This window comes from Ideonella sp. FW305-24 (assembly GCF_058788035.1).
Genome location: NZ_JBYTAI010000010.1, coordinates 209,629 through 223,917, shown reverse-complemented (window position 1 = coordinate 223,917; position 14,289 = coordinate 209,629). Strand labels below are relative to the sequence as shown.

The window sequence follows — 14,289 nt, the reverse complement described above, 5'->3', positions numbered from 1 at the left end:
TACCCCAGCGCCACCAGCGCATACATGCTCCCCAACACCAGGCCGTTGATGAGCTGTTGTACGAATATGTCCATCGAGGGCTCCAGTTTTTCTCTGTGTGCTGCCGAACAGCCGGCCGGGCGGACAACAAGTTGCAAGAATCCCGCCATCCAGCGTGCAACAGCGAACCGGCGCTCGGGCCTGAAATGCAGGCAGATGCACCGGTTTGGCGCGCAATTGTAGGGAGCGGCATCCGGCCGACGAGCGGGGACTTCCCCCTCGCCAACTCGCTGAAAAGCGCGCTGGAAACCGCAGCCGGCCGCGGTTCGGGCCGGGTTCAGTCTTCGTTTTCTGCGGGCGGCTGGCCGCCTTCGGCCCGGCGCGCTTCTTCATTGAGCTGGCGCAGCTCGGCCAGCTTGTCGCCAATGCGCAGTTCCAGCCCACGCGGCACCGGCTGGTAGAAGACCGGCGCGTCCAGCCCGTCGGGCCAGTATGAGACGCCGGCGGCAAACGCACCCGGCTCGTCGTGCGCATAGCGGTAGTCGCGGCCATGGCCCAGGCTTTTCATCAGCTGGGTGGGCGCGTTGCGCAGGTGAGGCGGCACCGGTCGCGTGCCGTCCTGCTTGACGAAGGCCTGCACGGCCTTCCAGGCGGTGTAGACCGCGTTGGACTTGGGCGCCACTGCCAGGTAGACGACTGCCTGCGCCAGCGCCAGCTCGCCTTCGGGGGTGCCCAGGCGCTCGTAGGTTTCGGCGGCGTCCAGCGTGATGCGCAAGGCCCGCGGGTCGGCATTGCCAATGTCTTCGCTGGCCATGCGCACCATGCGGCGGATGGCGTATTTCGGGTCCACGCCGCCGTCCAGCATGCGGGCCAGCCAGTACATCGCGGCATCCGGGTCGGAGCCGCGCACGGACTTGTGCAGCGCGGAAATCGTGTCAAAAAACTGGTCGCCGCTCTTGTCGTAGCGGCGCAGTTGCTCGCCCAGCGAGCGCTCCAGGATTGACTCGTCCAACTCGGACACGGGCCCCGCTTGCTGGACAAGGTTTTCGTAGGCGTTCAGCAGGCGGCGCGCATCGCCATCCGCATAACCGATCAGGCGCTGGGCAGCGGCCGCGCTGAGCGGCGGCGCCTGCAACTCGGCCTGGGCGCGTGCGATCAGCGCCTGCATGTCCTCGCCATCCAGCGCCTTCAGCACATGCACCGTGGCGCGCGACAGCAGGGCCGAGTTGACCTCGAAGGACGGGTTCTCGGTGGTCGCGCCTATGAAGGTGAACAGCCCCGATTCGACGTGCGGCAGGAAGGCGTCCTGCTGGCCCTTGTTGAAGCGGTGCACTTCGTCCACGAAGACGATGGTGCGCTGACCGGCGCCGCGTGCGGCCTCGGCCTGGACCACGGCTTCGCGGATGTCCTTCACGCCCGCCAGCACGGCCGACAGCACGATGAAGCGCGCCCGCACCGCACCAGCCACCAGCCGCGCCAGCGTGGTCTTGCCAACGCCTGGCGGGCCCCACAGGATCATCGAATGCAGGCGGCCCTGCTCGAAGGCCACGCGCAGCGGCTTGCCCGGACCCAGCAGGTGGCGCTGGCCAATGACTTCATCCAGGTGGCGCGGGCGCAGGCGCTCGGCCAGCGGGGCGTCGCTGGCAACCGTCGGGGCGCCATCCATCCCTGCGGGTTCAGCGGGATCGGAATCAAACAAGTCTTGCCGGCTCATGAAGGCATTGTCGACCGATGGCCTGGAATTAAGGCCTTGACGGGGCATTTTTCAAGCTTTGGCCGGGACGCATGGGCGCCAATACTGATGCCCATTACGAAGCACTGATTCGCCCCATCCCGTCCATCCGCAGGAGCCACGTCCGCATGAGCAGCGCCAACACTTCCACTGAAAACCGCGTCCAGAACGCGATGGGCAGCAACACGCCGAGCGGCGTGACACGTGAATACCTGTCGTTCAAGCTGGGTGACGAGGAATACGGCATCGACATCCTGAAGGTGCAGGAAATCCGTGGCTACGAGCCGCCGACCCGCATTGCCAACGTGCCGCACTTCATCAAGGGTGTCGTGAACCTGCGTGGCGTGATCGTGCCCATCGTCGACATGCGGCTGCGCTTCGAGCTGCCGGACGTGCAGTACAACAGCTTCACCGTGGTGATCATCCTGAACATCGGCAACCGCACCGTGGGCATGGTGGTGGATTCGGTGAGCGACGTGCTGGAACTGCCTGCGGGCCAGATCAAGCCGGCACCCGACTTCAATGGCGCGATCGACGCGACCTACATCACCGGCCTGGGCACGCTGAGGAACGGCGATGTCGAGCGCATGCTGATCCTGATGGACATCGAACAGATGATGACCGCGCCCGACATGGGCCTGATGGACAGCGTCATGCATTGACGCCACGGGCCCAAGGCAACGCCGGGCCGCCCCAAGTTGCCTTGTTCCCCTCGGGGGGCGGGCTGGGCTCAGCCCAGCCCTTGGGGCGTACAAAAGACAAGAAGAACAAAAAGGCCACGGTGTCATGCCGTGGCCTTTTTGTCTTTCAAAACCGCGCGCGATGCCTCACTGCTCCGCGACGTCGGCGCCAGCCGGCACAGTGAAGCGGAAGGTCTCGGGCGGCAGCGAGGGCTCGATCTGCAGGTCGCTGAACTGCAGCATCGAGCGTTGGCCGAAGCTGTCGGCAATCTCCAGCGCGGCCAGTTGCTTGCCCTTGAAGCCGATGCGCAGCGACTGGATCGCACCGTCCTTCTGGCGCGGCGTGGCCAGCACCCAGGCCAGGCCGTCGGCATCGGGCTGGTTCTTCAGCTCGAAGTCCTTGTCCATGGTCTGGCCGGCCAGCAGTGCGGCCGGCGTGCTGCCCAGTGCGTCGCCCAGCTTGCGCACCGTCACCTGGTTCAGGTCCGGGTCATGGAACCAGACCTTCTGGCCGTCGCTGACGATGGTCTGCGCATACGGCTTTTCGTAAACGAAGCGGAAGCGGTTCGGCCGCGAGAACTCGAACTTGCCGCTGGAGTTCTTGGTCTTCTTGCCGTCGGGCGACTTGACGGTTTGCGTGAAGCTGGCGCGGCCGGCCTTGGCATCGCGCACGAAGGCGCGCAGGGCCTCGGTGGCGTCGGTCGCCTGCGCGTGGGCAGCGCCGGCCACGCCGGCAGCCGCGGCGGCCAGCAGGCTGGAGAGGAACTGGCGACGAGGCCAGGCGAGAGACGGTGGGTGGAGCTTCATTCTTCCCGCTTGGGCAACAGCAGTTCGCGGTTGCCATTGGTGGACATGGACGATACGAGCCCGGATTGCTCCATTTGTTCCAGCAATCGGGCTGCCCGGTTGTAGCCGATGCGCAAATGGCGCTGCACCAGCGAGATCGAGGCTTTGCGGTGCTGCAGCACGATGGCCACGGCCTGGTCGTACATCGGGTCGGACTCGGCGTCTCCCCCGCTGCCGCCCGCGCCGCCTTCACCGCCCTCGCCTTCCAGCACGCCGCCTTCGAGGATGCCCTCGATGTAGTTCGGCTCGCCCTGGGCCTTCAGCGCGTCCACCACACGGTGCACTTCCTCGTCGGACACGAACGCGCCGTGCACCCGCACCGGCAGTCCCGTGCCTGAGGCCATGTACAGCATGTCGCCCATGCCCAGCAGGGCTTCAGCGCCCTGCTGGTCGAGGATGGTGCGGCTGTCGATCTTGCTGGAGACCTGGAAGCTGATGCGCGTGGGGATGTTGGCCTTGATCAGGCCGGTGATGACGTCCACCGACGGCCGCTGCGTCGCCAGGATCAGGTGGATGCCGGCCGCGCGCGCCTTCTGCGCCAGGCGGGCGATCAGCTCTTCGATTTTCTTGCCGACGACCATCATCAGGTCGGCGAGTTCGTCGATCACGATGACGATGTGCGGCAGGCGCTCCAGCGGCTCGGGCTGTTCGGGCGTGAGGCTGAACGGGTTGGGCACCAGTTCGCCGCGCGCGCTCGCATCGTCGATCTTCTTGTTGTAGCCGGCCAGGTTGCGCACGCCCATCTTGCTGAGCAGCTTGTAGCGGCGCTCCATCTCGCCCACACACCAGTTCAGCGCATTGCCAGCCTGCTTCATGTCGGTGACGACCGGGCACAGCAGGTGCGGAATGCCTTCGTAGATGCTCATTTCGAGCATCTTCGGGTCGATCATGATCAGGCGCACGTCGCGCGCTTCGGCCTTGTAGAGCAGGCTGAGGATCATGCCGTTGATGCCGACCGACTTGCCCGAGCCCGTGGTGCCGGCGACCAGGCAGTGGGGCATCTTCGCCAGGTCTGCCACCACGGGCAGGCCGATGATGTCCTTGCCCAGCGCCATCGTGAGCAGCGAAGGTGCGTCGTTGTAGACCTGCGAGCCGAGGATCTCGGCCAGGCGAATGGTCTGGCGCTTGGCGTTGGGCAGCTCCAGCGCCATCAGGTTCTTGCCGGGAATCGTCTCGACCACGCGGATGGACACCAGCGACAGCGAGCGCGCCAGGTCCTTGGCCAAGCCGAGGATCTGCGAGCCCTTCACGCCAGTGGCCGGCTCGATCTCGTAGCGGGTGATGACAGGGCCAGGCTGGGCCGCGACCACGCGAACCTCGACGCCGAAGTCAGCCAGCTTCTTCTCGATCATCCGGCTGGTCATTTCCAGCGACTCGGGCGTGACCGACTCGACGCGCGCCGGCGGCTTGTCCAGCAGGTCGACCTGCGGCAGCTTGTTGTTGGCCAGCTCCTTGAACAGCGGCTTCTGGCGCTCGCGCTGCACACGCTCGGACTTGGGCACTTCCAGCACCGCCGGTTCGATCACGATGGGCATGTGCACCTGCTGCTCCTCGCGGTCTTCCTCCAGCTCGATCTCGCGCGCGCGCTGGGCCTGCTCGCCCAGGCGGATGTCTTCGGCCACCTCGCGCTGCTGGGTGCGGCGCTCACGCAGGCCGTCCACCCAACCGCCCAGGCCATCGGCCACGCGCACCCAGGAAAACTCCAGCGCCAAAGGCAGCGCAATGACCAGCAAGGCGATCCACAACACGCCCGAACCGACAAAGCCCAGCAGGTGCATGGACAAGGGGCCCAGCGTGAAACCGAGGATGCCGCCAGCATGGCCGGGCAGCCGCAACTCCCACCCGTAGACGCGTGTCCATTCGAGCGCGGTGCTGGCAAGCAGCAACAGCAACAGGCCCAGCCAGCGCACGCCGGGATGGCGACGCGGCGGCCATTCGCTTGGGTCGCTGCGCAGCGAGTCGGCCAGCGCCGCCAGCCAGGCCCGCGCACCGGCCACCACCAGCCACCAGGCCGAGAAGCCGAACAGCAGCAGCAGCACGTCGGCCAGCCAGGCGCCGGGCGCGCCCAGCCAGTTCAGCGGCGGCAGGCCTTCGCCGGAGGTAGAGAACCCGGCATCCCGCGGGTTGCGGCTGGACAGCGCCAGCGTGAAGGCCAGCCAGCCCAGGCCCCACAGGCCCAGGCGCAAGCGATTCAATGGCGAAGCCGGCGCGACGCCGGCCGGTTCGGACGCGGGCACGTTGCCCAGGGCGGTGGCGCGGCGCATCAGGCCTCCCCCCAGCAAATCGACGAGCGGATCATCCGGCTACGGTACACCAAGCCACGGCCGGGCAGCCCGTCAGGCCGCCCGCCGTTTCATTCGGGTACGCGGTTCTTCAGCACCACCGAGCCGGACTCCAGCGTCTCGATCACGCCGCGCTCTTCCAGGTCCTTCATGACCCGGCTGACCATCTCGCGCGACGCGCCGACGATCTTGGCCATGTCCTGGCGCGAGACCTTGCTGCGCACGATCTTCTCGCCGTCCACGTCTTCGGCCATGTCCAGCAGCGTGCGCGCGACGCGGCCATACACGTCCAGCAGCGCCAGCGACTCGATCTGCCGGTCCGCGCTGCGCAGCCGGGTGACCAGGCCGCGCATGATGGCGTAGGAGAGGCTGGAGTTTTCCGGCAGGCAGCGGGCGAACTCGGGCCGGCCGAGGATCAGCATGTCGCACTGGATCTCGCAGCGCACGGTGGCCGAATGCGGCTGGTTGTCGATCAGGCTCATCTCGCCGACATAGTCGCCGGCCTCAAGCACCGCAAGAATGACTTCGCGGCCTCGTGTATCGGCCGTCAGCACGCGGGCCCGGCCATTGAGCAGGATGAACAAGGCATTGCTCTTCTTGCCTTGCTCGACCACCAGTTCGCCGCGGCGATAGCGCCGCTTGACCACCCCGTCTGCGACCGCACGGGCCTGATCGTTGGTCAGCAACGAAAACAGCGGCACCCGGCGAATCAGGTCCAGGTTGGACAACATCGACATTCAATGACCCCCTCGAATGAACGCGTTTGGCAGCCCGCCGCCGGCGCACCGGCAGGGGGTTCTCTAAAATACGTCCTTACCATTCTTGCGCAATATGGCGCGTTGCGAACCCGTGACGCACCCCAGTGTTGCACGGCGGCGCATGCCGCCAGGGCAAACACCCGCTTGCGCAGCGCTTCAGAAGATCACTCATGAGCACCATCACCACCCACGCCCAGGTCCTGATTCTTGGCTCCGGCCCAGCCGGCTACTCGGCTGCGATCTACGCTGCGCGCGCCAACCTCAAGCCGCTGCTGGTCACCGGCATGGCCCAGGGCGGTCAGCTGATGACCACCACCGAGGTCGACAACTGGCCGGCCGACGTGATGGGCGTGCAAGGCCCCGAGCTGATGCAGCGCTTCCTCGAACACGCCGAGCGCTTCCAGACGCAGATCGTGTTCGACCACATCCACACCGTCGACTTCAGCGAACGGCCTTTCAAGCTCAAGGGCGACTCCGGCAACTACACCTGCGACGCGCTGGTGATCGCCACCGGCGCCTCGGCCAAGTACCTGGGCCTGGATTCGGAGAAGGCCTTCATGGGCCGCGGCGTGAGCGGCTGCGCCACTTGCGACGGCTTCTTCTACCGCAATGACGAAGTGGCCGTGGTCGGCGGCGGCAACACCGCGGTCGAGGAGGCGCTGTACCTGAGCAACATCGCCAGCACGGTGCACCTGGTGCACCGGCGCGACAAGTTCCGCGCCGAGGCCATCATGATCGACAAGCTGCACGAGAAGGTCGCGCAGGGCAAGATCAAGCTGCACCTGCACCAGACGCTGGACGAAGTGCTGGGCGACCAGAGCGGCGTGACCGGCGTGCGGCTGAAGAAGGTGGACGGCAGCGCGACGCAGGACATCGCGCTCAAGGGCTGCTTCATCGCCATCGGCCACCACCCGAACACCGACATCTTCCAGGGCCAGCTGGAGATGAAGGACGGCTACATCGTCACCAAGAGCGGCCAGAACGGCTTTGCGACCATGACCAGCGTGCCGGGCGTGTTCGCCGCCGGCGACGTGCAGGACCACGTCTACCGCCAGGCCATCACCTCGGCGGGCACCGGCTGCATGGCTGCGCTGGATGCGCAGCGTTTCCTGGAGCAGCACGACCTCTGATGTGCACAGTGCGCAGGCAAGCCTGTGCACGCACTCGAAAACAGGCTATACTCGAGGGCTTTCCTGCGCCGTGAGGCGCTGCATGAGCGTGCTTCAGCTGATGGCTGGGCGACGGGCATGCACGGGTTACCGCCACCCTTTTGGCGAGGTGAGGCCACTGCCTCCAGCCTGCAGTTCAGACTGCTGCGGGCCAGAGGCGGTCGCTGTATGACAAGTATCGGAGTGTCCTCATGGCACGCGTCTGCGAAGTCACGGGCAAGAAGCCCATGGTCGGGAACAATGTTTCCCACGCCAACAACAAAACCAAGCGCCGGTTCCTGCCGAACCTGCAATACCGTCGTTTCTGGGTCGAGAGCGAGAACCGCTGGGTTCGCCTGCGCATCAGCAATGCTGGTCTGCGCCTCATCGACAAGAAGGGCATCGACACCGTGCTGGCCGATCTGCGTGCCCGCGGTCAAGCCTAAACACTGAAGGAGCGACACCATGGCATCCAAAGGCGGACGCGAGAAGATCAAGCTGGAATCCACTGCCGGCACTGGTCACTTCTACACCACGAACAAGAACAAGAAGACCACGCCCCAAAAGCTGGAATTCATGAAGTTCGACCCCAAGGCACGCAAGCACGTGCTGTACAAGGAAATCAAGCTGAAGTAATTCAGCCTGGCACCTTGCTCGAAAAACCCGCCACTGGCGGGTTTTTTGTTGCCCGTGAAAAAGCCCGCACATGGCGGGCCTCGTGGTCGCGCAGCGCCCGAAGGCGCTCAGCAGATGGGCATCAGGCGCGGGCGGCGCGCAGTTGCATCGAGAAGTCGCGCAGCGCGGCAATGCCGCTGCTCTCGGCGCGGCGACACCAGTCCTGCAGGTCCGCCACCAGTTGCTCGGCCGAGACATTGGTGCGGGTCCAGAGCTGGCGCAGTTCTTCGCGCATCGCCACCAGCTGCTGCAGCACCGGGGCGCTGTGCAGCGCGCTGTCGACGTGCACACGCAGGTCGGTCGGGATCTTCTCGGCGTCGCGGTGCAGCCAGCGCTCCGCGATGCGCAGGTTGGTCCAGGCGGAGCCGCTGGCGCTGCCTTCGGCCTTCAGGCGGGCGACTTCGGTCGAGCAGGCGCGACGCAGTTGCTTGGCATAGTTGGCCATGACCTCGTAACGGTTGGCAATGATGGCTTCCAGCGTGTGGGCGTCGGCCGCCGGCTTGATCTCGCCCAGCTGCAGCTGCGGCGCAGTCTTGCGGACCTTGGCCAGGCCCAGCATTTCCATCGCCCGGATGTAGCCCCAGCCAATGTCGAACTCGAAAGGCTTGACCGAGAACTTGGCCGAGGTCGGGTAGGTGTGGTGGTTGTTGTGCAGCTCTTCGCCGCCAATCACGATGCCCCAGGGCGAGATGTTGGTCGACGCATCGACCGCCTCGAAGTTGCGGTAGCCCCAGTAGTGGCCCACGCCATTGACCACGCCCGCGGCCCAGATCGGGATCCAGGCCATCTGCACCGCCCAGACAGTGGCGCCCAGCGCGCCGAACAGCAGCACGTCGATGACCAGCATCAACGACACGCCCAAGGCGCTGTAGCGGGTGTAAAGGTTGCGCTCGATCCAGTCGTTCGGCGTGTTGTGGCCGAACTTGTCCATGGTTTCCTTGACCTTGGATTCGGCGCGGTAGAGCTCGGCACCGCGCTTCATCACCGTCTCGATGCCTTTGACCTGCGGGCTGTGCGGGTCTTCCTCGGTCTCGCACTTGGCGTGGTGCTTGCGGTGGATGGCCACCCATTGCTTGGTGACCATGCCGGTCGTCATCCACAGCCAGAAGCGGAAGAAATGCGACGGGATGGCATGCAGTTCCAGTGCGCGGTGCGCCTGCGCCCGGTGCAGGAAGATCGTGACCGAGGCGATGGTGATGTGCGTGAGCACCAGCGTGACCAGCACCACCTGCCAGGCGCTGAGGTCCAGCAAGCCGTTGGCAGCCCAGTCGATCAGCGCGGAAAACACGGTTTGGAAGTCAGCCATCGAAGTCTTGTCGCCCAACGAAGAATCGCGAAGAGTCGCGTGGACGCCAGACCGCATCCAGAGGATGCTGCCCGGCGAGGGTTGTGAATTGTAGGGGTCGCCCCCCTGCCGATGAAGGCAAAAACTGGGCCGGTAAACAGTCGCTTACCCCAAGATGGAGGCCTGTTGTCCGGGATCAAGCGCGCTGTGCAGAGCCCGGGCAGGCGCCCAGGTTCCCGCGGTCGATTCAGCTCTTGCGCTGCCAGGCGGCGGCAAAGAAGCCATCGGTGGCGTGGCGTTGCGGCCAGAGGCGCAGCATGCCGTCGCGATCCAGTTCCTCGCTGCGTTCGACCTGCGCAGAGGCCAGAGCGGCAGCGGCTGGCAGGGGCTCGAAGTCCGGGTGCGCGGCCGCAAAGGCCAGCGCAATGTCCTCGTTCTCGCGCTTGAGCAGGCTGCAGGTCGCATACACCAGCCGGCCACCCGGCTTGACCAGGCGCGCAGCGCTGTCCAAGATGGCCGTCTGCTTGACCGTGAGTTCCTCGATCGCCTTGGGCGACTGGCGCCACTTCAGGTCCGGGTTGCGCCGCAAGGTGCCCAGGCCCGAGCAAGGAGCATCGACCAGCACGCGGTCGATCTTGCCGGTCAGGCGCTTGATGCGGTCGTCGCGTTCATGGGCGATCTGCGCCGGATAGACGTTGGACAGGCCGCTGCGCGCCAGCCGCGGCTTCAGGCCTTCCAGCCGGTAGCCGGACACATCGAACGCATACAGCCGGCCGGTGTTGCGCATCAGCGCGCCCAGCGCCAGCGTCTTGCCGCCAGCACCCGCACAGAAGTCCACCACCATCTCGCCGCGCTTGGGCGCCACCAGGGCGGCCAGCAGCTGGCTGCCCTCGTCCTGCACCTCCACGTCGCCGCGGATGAACAGCGGCAGCTTCTGCAACGCCGGCTTGCCCTGGATGCGCAGGCCCCAAGGTGAATACGGCGTGGCCACGGCCTCGATGCCGGCTTCCTTCAACTCGGCGATCACGTCCTCGCGCTTGGCCTTTTGCGTGTTCACGCGCAGGTCCAGCGGCGCCTGTCCGCTGATGGCGGCCACCAGGGGCCAGAAGTCTTCGCCGAGTTCTGCCTTCAGCGGGTTGGCCAGCCAGTCCGGCAGGTTGTGGCGCAGCTTCTCGGGCAATGTCGCCTGGTCGATCTCGCGCACCTCGGCCAGCCATTTCTGCTCGTGCGGGCCCATGCCACCGCGCAGTTGGCCGTCGGTGCCTTGCCACGCGAGGATGGCCAGGCGGCGCTCCAGCGCGCCGCTGCCACTCTGCGCCAGATGGGCCCACAACAGGCGCTGACGCAGCACCGCGTAGGCGGTCTCGGCCAACGCATGGCGCTCGCGCTGACCCAGCTCACGGTGGTGCTTGAAGAAGTTGGAAACGACCATGTCGGCCGGCTGGTCGAGTTTCAGTGCCTGGCGCAGCAATTCGGTGGCCAGATCCAGCAGGGCATTAGGATGCATCCATGGATTATCCCAGCAGGCACACCCGCCACCGCAATACAGCCTTGTTCGCTGCCAATTGCTGCTGCTTTGCCCTTGCCTGATGCAGACCCTGAGGCACCTGAAGCACCTGAAGCACCACCTGCAGTACCGGCCGCGGTTGGCGATGGCGGCCATGCTCGGGCTGGCCGTGGCGCTGCTGACGCCCGGCGACTGGCACGTGGTGACGCGCGCACTGACCGGCTGGAACACCAGTGTCTGGTTCTACCTGAGCGCCATGACATGGCTGATGGCCAGAGCCGACCATGGCCACCTGCTGCGTTTCGCACGCGCCCAAGCCGACAGCGCGCTGGTGGTGCTCAGCGTGGTGATTGCCGCGACCTTGGCCAGCCTGGTGGCCATTGGGATGGAGCTGAGCTGGATTAAGCAGAACGGCATGGAGTTGGCCGCGCCACATGTGCTGCTGGCGGCGGGCACGGTGCTGGGCGCCTGGCTGCTGGTGCCCATGGAGTTCACGCTGAGCTACGCCGCCTGCTACCACGCCGAGAAGCCGCCCGCCGGGCTGCGGTTCCCGGAAACCGACGCCAGCTTCAGCCCCAACTACAGCGACCTGCTGTACTTCGCCTTCACCATCGCAGTGGCCGCGCAGACGGCCGACGTGACCATCACCACCCGGGCGATGCGCCGGCTGGTGCTGCTGCAGTCTGTGCTGTCGTTTGCGTTCAATACCGCCGTGCTGGCGCTCACCGTCAACATCGCCGCCAGCCTGCTCTGAGGCCGGCAGAGGTTCAGCTCAGCAACTGCGACGCGCCGTCGAGCTGCCGCACCACGCCATCCTGCACCTGCAGCTTGCCTTCGACGAACCAGCGCGCCGCCAGCGGGTAGAGCCGGTGCTCCTGCTGCAGCACACGTTCGGACAGCGTCTGCTCGTCGTCACCCGGCAGCACCGGCACCACGGCCTGCGCCACGATGGGGCCGTGGTCCAGCTCGGGCGTCACGAAATGCACCGTGGCCCCCGCCAGCTTGCAGCCCTGGGCAATCGCCCTGCGGTGCGTGTGCAGGCCGGCAAACGCCGGCAGCAGCGATGGATGCACGTTCAGCATGCGGCCGGCATAGTGGCCGACAAAGCCGCTGCTGAGGATGCGCATGAAGCCGGCCAGCAGCAAGAGGTCCGGCTGGAAACCGTCGATGACGCGCGCCAGCTCGGCGTCGAAGGCTTCGCGACCGTCGAAGCCGCGGTGGTCGACCACCGCGGTGGCAATGCCGCGCTCGGCGGCCCAGGCGATGCCACCGGCATCGGGCCGGTTGCTGACAACGGCTGCCACCTGGGCCGGCCAACCTTCAGCAGCGCAGCACTCGACAACAGCCTGCATATTGCTGCCTCGCCCGGACAGCAGGATGACGATTCGCTTCATGAGGCGCCGGAGTGTAAGCGCCCGCCCCGCTCTGCCAGAATCGAAGGCTTCCCGTCGCGCCTGAAAGCCCCCCATGCGAGCCCGCGTTGTTTCCGGCATGCGCCCCACCGGCGCACTGCACCTCGGCCACTACCATGGCGCACTGAAGAACTGGGTGCAGTTGCAGGACGCGCACGACTGCTTTTTCCTGGTCGCCGACTGGCATGCCTTGACCACCTCCAGCCAGCATGAAGATGCGCTGGAGCGCCGGGTCTACGACATGGTGATCGACTGGCTGGCCGCCGGCATCGACCCGGACCGCGCCACGCTGTTCATTCAGAGCCGGCTGCCCGAGCATGCCGAGCTGTTCACGCTGCTGGCGATGCACACGCCCATGTCCTGGCTGGAACGCACGCCTGCCTACAAGGACTGGCAGGCCCGCTGCGCCGAGCCCGGCAGCCAGCGCGAACCGGCCAGCTACGGCTTCCTCGGCTACCCGCTGCTGCAGGCGGCCGACATCCTGCTCTACCGCGGCACGCTGGTGCCGGTGGGCGAGGACCAGGCGCCTCACGTCGAGATCACCCGCGAAGTAGCGCGCCGCTTCAACCACCGCCACGGCCGCGAAGTGCTGCCCGAGCCAGCCACGCTGCTGACCGACACGCCACGCCTGCCCGGGCTGGACGGCGACAAGATGAGCAAAAGCTCGAACCACGGCGGCCACAACGCGATCGCGATGCGCGACGCCCCAGCCCAGGTCACCGACAAGCTGCGCCGCATGCCGACCGACCCTCAGCGCGTGCGCCGCGATGACCCGGGCGAGCCGGCGCGCTGCCCCGTCTGGCCGCTGCACCAGGTCTACAGCGACGACAGCACGCGCCAGGCGCTGGCCCAGGGCTGCCGCAGCGCCGGCATTGGCTGCCTGGACTGCAAGCAGCCACTGATCGACGCCATCATCCGCGAGCAGCAGCCCTGGCACGAACGCGCCGAGGCCTGGTTGTCGCAGCCCAAGCAGCTGCAATGGGTGGTGGAGCTGGGCACCGAGCGCGCCCGCACCGTTGCCCGCCAGACCTTGAAAGACGTGCGCGAAGCCATGGGCTTGGCCTACCGGTGAACCCATCCTTCTGATGAACTTCCGCCTCTCCGCACCATGGCTGATGGTGCTGTCGTCCTTCCTGTTTGCCACCATGGGCGTCTGCGTGAAGCTGGCTTCGCAGCAGTACAGCGCAGGCGAAATCGTCTTCTACCGCGGCTGCATTGGTGCGCTGTTCATCGCCGGCATCGCCCGCTGGCGCGGCGGCACGCTGCGCACCAGCGTGCCGATGATGCACACCTGGCGCAGCCTGGTCGGCGTCTCGGCGCTGGTGCTGTGGTTCTACGCCATCGGCAAGCTGCCGCTGGCCACCGCCATCACGCTGAACTACATGTCCTCGGTCTGGATGGCGCTGTTCCTGATCGGCGGCGCAGTGCTGCTGGGTGCGTCCAGGGTCGACGGCCGGCTGATCGCCACGGTGCTGGTCGGCTTCGCCGGCGTGGCGCTGGTGCTCAAGCCTTCGGTGGGCAGCGACCAGTTGATCGGCGCACTCTGCGGGCTGGTCTCCGGCATGCTGTCTGCCCTCGCCTACCTGCAGGTCACCGCGCTCGGCCGCGTCGGCGAGCCGGAATACCGGGTGGTGTTCTATTTCTCGCTCGGCGGCCTGCTGGCCGGCGGCTTGCTCGCCTTGAGCGACAGCGGCTTTCATGGCCACACGCTGACTGGCGCGCTGCTGCTGGTCGCCACCGGGCTGCTGGCCACCAGCGCGCAGATCCTGATGACACGCGCCTATGCCATCGGCCGGGTGCTGACCAATGCCAGCCTGCAGTACCTGGGCATCGCCTGGTCCTTCCTGTTTGGCGTGCTGGTGTTCCATGACCCCATCACCGGCTCGGCCCTGATGGGCATGGGCCTGATCATTGCCGCCGGCCTGGCCGCCACGCTGCTGCGCCACAAGGCCGCACCGGACGCACCCGAGCCAACCGACACCTGA

Annotated in this window: 14 protein-coding genes; 7 read left to right on the top strand and 7 right to left on the bottom strand. The window is 66.5% G+C overall.

From position 1 onward, the window contains the following. Positions 1-316 precede the first annotated feature (316 nt). On the bottom strand, positions 317-1,645 hold the full coding sequence (locus AC3WR5_RS24260; protein WP_492487752.1) for a replication-associated recombination protein A: 1,329 nt from the start codon (positions 1,643-1,645) through the stop codon (positions 317-319). A gap of 239 nt (positions 1,646-1,884) precedes the next feature. Between AC3WR5_RS24260 and AC3WR5_RS24255 the strand changes: the two genes are divergently transcribed. Beyond that, positions 1,885-2,373, top strand: a complete 489-nt coding sequence (locus tag AC3WR5_RS24255; protein WP_141286820.1) for a chemotaxis protein CheW — start codon at positions 1,885-1,887, stop codon at positions 2,371-2,373. Positions 2,374-2,538: 165 nt separating this feature from the next. On the opposite strand, the gene lolA is transcribed toward AC3WR5_RS24255, so the two are convergent. From lolA to AC3WR5_RS24240, 3 genes are all read right to left on the bottom strand, one after another. Further along, positions 2,539-3,198 (bottom strand): outer membrane lipoprotein periplasmic chaperone LolA, encoded by a 660-nt coding sequence (gene lolA / locus AC3WR5_RS24250; RefSeq protein ID WP_492487750.1) that lies wholly within the window; start codon positions 3,196-3,198, stop codon positions 2,539-2,541. Further along, the gene (locus AC3WR5_RS24245; protein WP_492487749.1) at positions 3,195-5,501 is read right to left on the bottom strand and encodes a DNA translocase FtsK; all 2,307 of its coding nucleotides are present in this window, start codon (positions 5,499-5,501) and stop codon (positions 3,195-3,197) included. Before AC3WR5_RS24245 ends, lolA begins: the two co-directional genes overlap by 4 nt. A gap of 89 nt (positions 5,502-5,590) precedes the next feature. After that, positions 5,591-6,256, bottom strand: coding sequence for a Crp/Fnr family transcriptional regulator (locus AC3WR5_RS24240; RefSeq protein WP_141286816.1), 666 nt, complete (start codon positions 6,254-6,256; stop codon positions 5,591-5,593). Positions 6,257-6,447: 191 nt separating this feature from the next. Here AC3WR5_RS24240 and trxB point away from each other — a divergent pair, with 191 nt between their 5' ends. The 3 genes from trxB to rpmG all read left to right on the top strand — a co-directional run bounded on the left by trxB (position 6,448) and on the right by rpmG (position 8,061). Beyond that, positions 6,448-7,407 carry a thioredoxin-disulfide reductase gene (trxB, locus tag AC3WR5_RS24235; RefSeq protein ID WP_492487746.1) on the top strand — a complete coding sequence of 320 codons (960 nt, stop codon included), beginning with the start codon at positions 6,448-6,450 and terminating at the stop codon, positions 7,405-7,407. A gap of 230 nt (positions 7,408-7,637) precedes the next feature. Further along, positions 7,638-7,871 (top strand): 50S ribosomal protein L28, encoded by a 234-nt coding sequence (rpmB, locus tag AC3WR5_RS24230; RefSeq protein ID WP_141286814.1) that lies wholly within the window; start codon positions 7,638-7,640, stop codon positions 7,869-7,871. A gap of 19 nt (positions 7,872-7,890) precedes the next feature. Beyond that, entirely contained in the window at positions 7,891-8,061 is a 171-nt protein-coding gene (rpmG, locus tag AC3WR5_RS24225; RefSeq protein ID WP_141286813.1) for a 50S ribosomal protein L33, read from the top strand. A gap of 121 nt (positions 8,062-8,182) precedes the next feature. Here rpmG and AC3WR5_RS24220 read toward each other — a convergent pair whose 3' ends face one another. Both AC3WR5_RS24220 and AC3WR5_RS24215 read right to left on the bottom strand, forming a co-directional pair. After that, a complete protein-coding gene (locus tag AC3WR5_RS24220) occupies positions 8,183-9,406 on the bottom strand; it encodes a DesA family fatty acid desaturase (RefSeq protein ID WP_492487745.1) in 1,224 nt (407 codons plus the stop codon). A 226-nt stretch (positions 9,407-9,632) separates the two neighbouring features. Next, positions 9,633-10,892: an RsmB/NOP family class I SAM-dependent RNA methyltransferase gene (locus tag AC3WR5_RS24215; RefSeq protein ID WP_492487744.1), complete on the bottom strand. Its 1,260-nt coding sequence runs from the start codon at positions 10,890-10,892 to the stop codon at positions 9,633-9,635. 82 nt (positions 10,893-10,974) lie between these two features. On the opposite strand from AC3WR5_RS24215, the gene AC3WR5_RS24210 reads away from it, so the two are divergent. Beyond that, positions 10,975-11,646, top strand: a complete 672-nt coding sequence (locus tag AC3WR5_RS24210) for a DUF1345 domain-containing protein (RefSeq protein WP_492487742.1) — start codon at positions 10,975-10,977, stop codon at positions 11,644-11,646. A gap of 13 nt (positions 11,647-11,659) precedes the next feature. Here the strand turns inward: AC3WR5_RS24210 and purN are convergent, their stop codons facing one another. Beyond that, positions 11,660-12,286, bottom strand: coding sequence for a phosphoribosylglycinamide formyltransferase (gene purN, locus AC3WR5_RS24205; RefSeq protein ID WP_492487741.1), 627 nt, complete (start codon positions 12,284-12,286; stop codon positions 11,660-11,662). 73 nt (positions 12,287-12,359) lie between these two features. On the opposite strand from purN, the gene trpS reads away from it, so the two are divergent. Together trpS and AC3WR5_RS24195 are read left to right on the top strand one after the other, a co-directional pair. Continuing rightward, on the top strand, positions 12,360-13,376 hold the full coding sequence (gene trpS / locus AC3WR5_RS24200; RefSeq protein ID WP_492487740.1) for a tryptophan--tRNA ligase: 1,017 nt from the start codon (positions 12,360-12,362) through the stop codon (positions 13,374-13,376). Positions 13,377-13,389: 13 nt separating this feature from the next. Further along, the gene (locus AC3WR5_RS24195; protein ID WP_231012777.1) at positions 13,390-14,289 is read left to right on the top strand and encodes a DMT family transporter; all 900 of its coding nucleotides are present in this window, start codon (positions 13,390-13,392) and stop codon (positions 14,287-14,289) included.

What these genes read in the sequence shown, in the direction of transcription:
- AC3WR5_RS24210 (WP_492487742.1), top strand. Translation starts at nt 10,975, where the DNA reads ATGCAGACCCTGAGGCACCTGAAGCACCTGAAGCACCACCTGCAGTAC.
- AC3WR5_RS24220 (WP_492487745.1), bottom strand. Translation starts at nt 9,406, where the DNA reads ATGGCTGACTTCCAAACCGTGTTTTCCGCGCTGATCGACTGGGCTGCC.
- rpmG (WP_141286813.1), top strand. Translation starts at nt 7,891, where the DNA reads ATGGCATCCAAAGGCGGACGCGAGAAGATCAAGCTGGAATCCACTGCC.
- AC3WR5_RS24260 (WP_492487752.1), bottom strand. Translation starts at nt 1,645, where the DNA reads ATGGATGGCGCCCCGACGGTTGCCAGCGACGCCCCGCTGGCCGAGCGC.
- lolA (WP_492487750.1), bottom strand. Translation starts at nt 3,198, where the DNA reads ATGAAGCTCCACCCACCGTCTCTCGCCTGGCCTCGTCGCCAGTTCCTC.
- AC3WR5_RS24255 (WP_141286820.1), top strand. Translation starts at nt 1,885, where the DNA reads ATGGGCAGCAACACGCCGAGCGGCGTGACACGTGAATACCTGTCGTTC.
- AC3WR5_RS24245 (WP_492487749.1), bottom strand. Translation starts at nt 5,501, where the DNA reads ATGCGCCGCGCCACCGCCCTGGGCAACGTGCCCGCGTCCGAACCGGCC.
- rpmB (WP_141286814.1), top strand. Translation starts at nt 7,638, where the DNA reads ATGGCACGCGTCTGCGAAGTCACGGGCAAGAAGCCCATGGTCGGGAAC.
- AC3WR5_RS24195 (WP_231012777.1), top strand. Translation starts at nt 13,390, where the DNA reads ATGAACTTCCGCCTCTCCGCACCATGGCTGATGGTGCTGTCGTCCTTC.
- purN (WP_492487741.1), bottom strand. Translation starts at nt 12,286, where the DNA reads ATGAAGCGAATCGTCATCCTGCTGTCCGGGCGAGGCAGCAATATGCAG.
- AC3WR5_RS24215 (WP_492487744.1), bottom strand. Translation starts at nt 10,892, where the DNA reads ATGCATCCTAATGCCCTGCTGGATCTGGCCACCGAATTGCTGCGCCAG.
- trxB (WP_492487746.1), top strand. Translation starts at nt 6,448, where the DNA reads ATGAGCACCATCACCACCCACGCCCAGGTCCTGATTCTTGGCTCCGGC.
- trpS (WP_492487740.1), top strand. Translation starts at nt 12,360, where the DNA reads ATGCGAGCCCGCGTTGTTTCCGGCATGCGCCCCACCGGCGCACTGCAC.
- AC3WR5_RS24240 (WP_141286816.1), bottom strand. Translation starts at nt 6,256, where the DNA reads ATGTCGATGTTGTCCAACCTGGACCTGATTCGCCGGGTGCCGCTGTTT.